Here is a 5067-nt window from a genome sequence, read left to right on the forward strand (position 1 = left end):
TCGGTGACAATGAGCACGCAATCATATTGGCCTAGATTTTCGAGCGGAGTGCACTTCATTCCCAAATCGTATTTCCGCCCACGGCCGACTTGCGGAAAATAGGGATCGTTGTAGCTGACCTGCGCGCCTTGTTTTTGCAGCAGTTCGATAATGGTGAGAGCAGGAGACTCGCGGAGATCGTCAATGTCTTTTTTGTAAGCGACTCCGAGGACAAGGACTTTTGATCCGTTCAGCGCTTTCTTTCTTTGATTGAGTGCGCGCGAGACCGAGTCGATCACATGGTAGGGCATGTTGATGTTGATCTCGCCAGCCAATTCGATGAAGCGCGTGTGAAAGTCCCATTCCTTGGCTTTCCAGGAAAGATAGAAAGGATCAACCGGGATACAGTGGCCGCCGAGGCCGGGGCCCGGATAAAACGGATGGAAGCCAAACGGTTTGGTTGAAGCGGCTTCGATTACTTCCCAGATATCGATTCCCATTCTCAAACACAACAGCTTGAGTTCATTCACCAGCGCGATGTTCACACAGCGATAGATATTCTCAAGCAGCTTGGTCATTTCCGCCGCAGCGGGAGTTGAAACCGGTACTGTGCGGTTGAAAATTGCGCCATAGAGCGCACCGGCGAGTTCGGAGGCGTGCTTGTCCAATCCCCCGACCACTTTCGGAATATCACGGCGCGCGACCGTCTGATTTCCGGGATCCTCTCGCTCCGGTGAGAAGGCCACGAAAAAAGTTTTGTTGTCAGACGCGCCTGTCCGCGAAGCTTTCAGCCCCAGGCGATTGCCTTTTTCTAAAATCGGGATCAAGACTTCTTCAGTTGTTCCGGGGTAGGTAGTGCTTTCAAGAACGACCAACTGTCCGGGCTGAAGATGTGGTGCAATCGACTCGGCCGTTCCGGTAATGTAACTAAGGTCCGGCTCGTGGTATTCATTCAACGGCGTCGGGACGCAGATGATGATCGCGTCCATCTTCTCGAGCTGAGCGTACTCGGAAGTCGCGGAAAAGCCCTGAGCCTTGGCTCTTTGAATTTCCGGGGCCGTGATGCGGTAGATGTAGGAGCCGCCGGAATTCAGCGTGGAAACTTTGCGAGTATCGATATCGAAACCGGTGACCGGGAACTCCTGCTCGCTGTAAAGCAGCGCCAGAGGCAGTCCGACGTAGCCAAGTCCGATGATTGCGACCCGTGCCTGGCGTTGTTCAATCTTGGTTTTGAGTTCGGAAAAATGGGTTGCGGAGACGGCAGTGCTCTTCATAATGTAATCAAAGATTTTAACATCCTGGATTTTCGTGGCAGATATAGGTTCGCAAATTCAGCAGTTGCCGGCGTTAGAAATACATCATTCAAAAGTTACTTCGGTTACGCTACAGGAAATGGGCCCATATAGATGAGAAAGCTATGGCTGGCGCTCACATTGCTCTTGTTCTTTGTCATGGCGTTTGTTGCGACTTCCGGTGGATTTCTTGTTGTCAATAATCCCAAACGTGCGGACATAATCGTGGCATTGGCCGGTGAGACCGAGCGGCGTCCGTTGCGCGCGCTTGAATTATTGGGGCAACAGTATGCTCCGAAAGTCATGCTGGATGTCCAGGACGCGAAAATCTACAGTCGAACGATCATGCAGTTAGCGCAGGAGTATGTGGCCCAGTTGCCGCAAAGAGATTCGATTACAATCTGCCCGATAACGGCGCTTTCAACTCGAGGAGAAACTTACAACGTTCGAAAATGCCTGCAATCAATGAATGTGCGCGATGTGCTACTGGTCACCTCTGATTTCCACACGCGGCGGGCCTTAAGCGCATTCTCGCGCGAACTACCCGAGTATAGGTTCTCGGTCGCGGCGGCTTACGATCCGCAGCAATTCGGGCCGGATTGGTGGCGCCATCGGCAATGGGCGAAGACGAATCTTGGCCAATGGTTCCGCCTAGTCTGGTGGGAATTTGTAGACCGTTGGCGCCGACCGATCACGACTTGAGCTGTGCCAGTTCTTTCCTAATGTCATCCGCTCCACTGTATTTCGGGTCGATTTTCAATACGTGCTCCAAATGCTGACGTGCGAGGGCGGGCTTGTCGGTTTTTGCGTAGGCCAATCCCAGATGGTAGTCGTAAGTGGGGTTCTCTCCGCGTTTGTCCTTCGCCGTGAGTCTGATGGCTTCCTGGAACATGCCGATGGCCGATTCGTAAACACCTTTTTGATAGAGCGCCCAACCAAGCGTGTCGGCAACCTCTGGTGACTCAGGCATTGCGCGGCGTGCATTTTGGGCAAGTTGCAAAGCTGTGTCGATGTTGCCGTTGGTCTCAAGCATTACATAGGCGAGGTTATTTGAAGCGCCGGGGTCGTCGGGCTTCAACTGTAAAGCGGTTTCGTACGCAGTCCTGGCCTTTTCGAGATCGTTTTTCTTTTCGTATACGCTGCCGCTGACGATGTAGAAAGCTGCCTCTTTTGGATTCGCCGCCGAGCCGGCGGCATAAGTTGCAAGCGCGGCATCCAGCGCACCCATTGCGGTTTGAGTTTGGCCGAGTTTTATATAGCCATCGACATTATTCTTGTTTAGCTGCACCGATTTCTGCAGCGCCGTTTGCGCATCCGGATAATCCTTTTTGGTGAAGTAGACGGAACCGAGCAGATCGTAGAACGCGCTGTTGTTCGGCGAGGCCGCAATTTGCGTATTGATGCGCGAAATCGCGCGGTCGGTCTGCTTTTGGGCGACGTAGCTCTTTGCCAGTCCGCTCAGGCCCTCGACCGAATTAGCATCATGGCTGAGCGCCTGCTCGTACCAGCTTTCGGCCGCGGGATATTTCTGCTCGACGAAATTCACATTGCCCACCTCGACATAACCGGCGGGCGATTGCGGCGCGACCTGCACTGCTTTTTGCGCGTCAACTTCGGCAGCAGCGAATCTTTGGCGACTGATAAACGAAACTGAGCGAAAAACGTAGCCGTCGGGCGATGCCGGCTGCAGGCGAATAATTTCGCTCGCATACTGTTCCAGTCCTGGCATGTCGCCCTTGCGCAGAGCAACTTGTGCAAGAGCGCGGTCGGCATCGACCATGGTCCGTTGCAATTGCACTGCTTGCTGCCACTCGGCGGCCGCGCGGTCGAGTTCGCCGCGCTGAGACAGCGCCAAGCCAAGCTGATAGTGTGCGACTGCCATATCCGGATTTCGAGTAACTACGGACTGAAACGTCTGGACCGCCTCGTTCACCTGGTTGCGGTGCAGTTGAATTTCCCCACGGAACGTCATCGCTTCATCGTCAGAAGGTCGTGACTTCAGGAACGACTCGTTCACCTTGTCCGCATCGTCAAGGCGATTTTTCATGATCAGCAACTGCACGTAGTTTTTCGTTACCTGCGCATCTTTGGGGTGGTCGTCGTGCAGCGAGGCATATTCGGCAAGCGCTTTGTCGTAGTCGCCTTCGGCGAAATAGTAATCGCCGAGCATTCGGTAACCGACGGAGTTTTTCGGGAAGTCGCGTTTTACTTGCTCCAGGAACTGTATTGCCTGATCTTTCTTGCCCTCGGCCATATAAAGCTTCGCCATGGCAGAACGGGCATCGAGGTCCCTGGGATCAGCCGAAATCACGTTGTGCACTTGCTGCTCGGCTTCCGGGTAGCGCCCGCGCATTTGATAAAACGCGGCAAGCGCCATGCGCGGATCTTCAGCGTCAGCTTTCAGTTCAATCGCTTTCTTAAAGCTTGCCTCGGCGGAATCAAACTGACCGGCTTTGGTCTGGATAAGTGCCAGACTCAGATACGAATTCCCGCGATTCGGGTCGAGCGCGATGGCCTTTTGAACTTCCGCAATCGCGTCCGGATACTTCTGTTCGACGTTCAGTAAATTCGCCAGCGCAATGTGCGTCTCCGGGTCATTCGGACGCTCCGAAAGCAGATAATCCGTGTGCTGCTTGGCGTTGGTGAGGTCATTCGGATTCGATGTCGCCTGGTAGTCGGCCGCAAGCATGTTGGCCATATCGGCGTGAGCTTTGTAATTATCCGGGTCCAGCTCCAAGGTTCGTCCGAGTTCGATATAGGCGTGCTGGCCGTCTTGCAGTTTGAGATAGGTCTGCGCAAGCTGGTAATGGGCTGCGGCGAAGGTGTCATCCACTTGGAGAGCGTTGCGGAACTGAATGGCGGCCTCGCGATACCTGGCTTCCGAAAAATAGCGCTGCCCGCTCTCCAAATATTTCTGCTTGCGCACATTGGGATCGCGCGTGCAAGCAGTCAAGGCCAGAGCGCACAAACTCACGACAGCAATCAAACGAACCAGGAAAGATTTTTTCATTGCAAAGTCTCCAGAAGTGCCAATAACGGGTTCAATAAATCTTCAACCAACGAAACCAGTGCATCGCAGAACGAAATTCAGATCCGTGCTTAGCGAAATTTCTGAAATTAACGCGGAACATAATTGTTGATCAGCGGAACGATTCGGCTGCCAAGGGCGATCAAACGCTGTTGGGCTGAATCAATTGTTTCTCCGGGCAAAATACTGGTTGTAAGCCGAATCAGCGAGCCGTCGCTGCGGTGCATGCGAATGGAATCCGCAACCAGATAGTACTTGGCCCAATATTCGCTGGCGATGGCGCGATTGTGCGCCCAATACCAGTACAACACCAGCTGTTGATCCTGGCCTTTCGCAATCAGGTATCGGTTCGCGCGGAACGGAGCATGGCCAGGAAAACTCAACGTAATTCGGTCGGCCCGTACAGGAGTCCATCCAGCTCCCGGCAGGCAGTGTTTTGGGGAGTGAATTGTATCTCCAGAACGTTGACTGGGAAAATAGGCGATGAACAGGCCGACCGGGGCCGCGCTTGATGGGATTTGGTAGTTGCGCAGAAGAAACTCACCCGGCCCCAAAACGTCAAGCACATCCTGACTGAGCTGCAAATCGACCGAAGACCACCCTCCAAATGTTCGCGGGAAGGTGTCAAGGGGCTGATGAGGCGGGATGATCTCCGCCCGGTTACGGGTGACTAAAAGCAACGTCGTTGCAGCCAGCAGCGCCAATGTTGTTGGCAGGCGCCAGTTCATGATGCCGGCTCCCATTTCGAGCTGAAGAATTTGATGATCT

At 53.7% G+C, this 5067-nt stretch carries 4 protein-coding genes; 1 reads left to right on the plus strand and 3 read right to left on the minus strand.

Annotated features, from left to right (window positions below; genetic code table 11):
• A partial coding sequence (locus tag VLV32_08860) for a nucleotide sugar dehydrogenase (GenBank protein HUL41995.1) occupies positions 1 to 1253 on the minus strand: 1253 nt, incomplete at its 3' end.
• Between the two features lie 132 nt (positions 1254 to 1385).
• Between VLV32_08860 and VLV32_08865 the strand changes: the two genes are divergently transcribed.
• Positions 1386 to 1973, plus strand: coding sequence for a YdcF family protein (locus VLV32_08865; protein HUL41996.1), 588 nt, complete (start codon positions 1386 to 1388; stop codon positions 1971 to 1973).
• Here VLV32_08865 and VLV32_08870 read toward each other — a convergent pair.
• Both VLV32_08870 and VLV32_08875 read right to left on the minus strand, forming a co-directional pair.
• Positions 1963 to 4281 carry a tetratricopeptide repeat protein gene (locus VLV32_08870; protein ID HUL41997.1) on the minus strand — a complete coding sequence of 773 codons (2319 nt, stop codon included), beginning with the start codon at positions 4279 to 4281 and terminating at the stop codon, positions 1963 to 1965. The two genes, VLV32_08865 and VLV32_08870, sit on opposite strands and share 11 nt — an antisense overlap.
• Positions 4282 to 4388: 107 nt before the next feature.
• A partial coding sequence (locus VLV32_08875; protein ID HUL41998.1) for an EpsI family protein occupies positions 4389 to 5067 on the minus strand: 679 nt, incomplete at its 5' end.

Source organism: Burkholderiales bacterium (assembly GCA_035518095.1).
GTDB lineage: Bacteria > Pseudomonadota > Gammaproteobacteria > Burkholderiales > JAHFRG01 > JAHFRG01.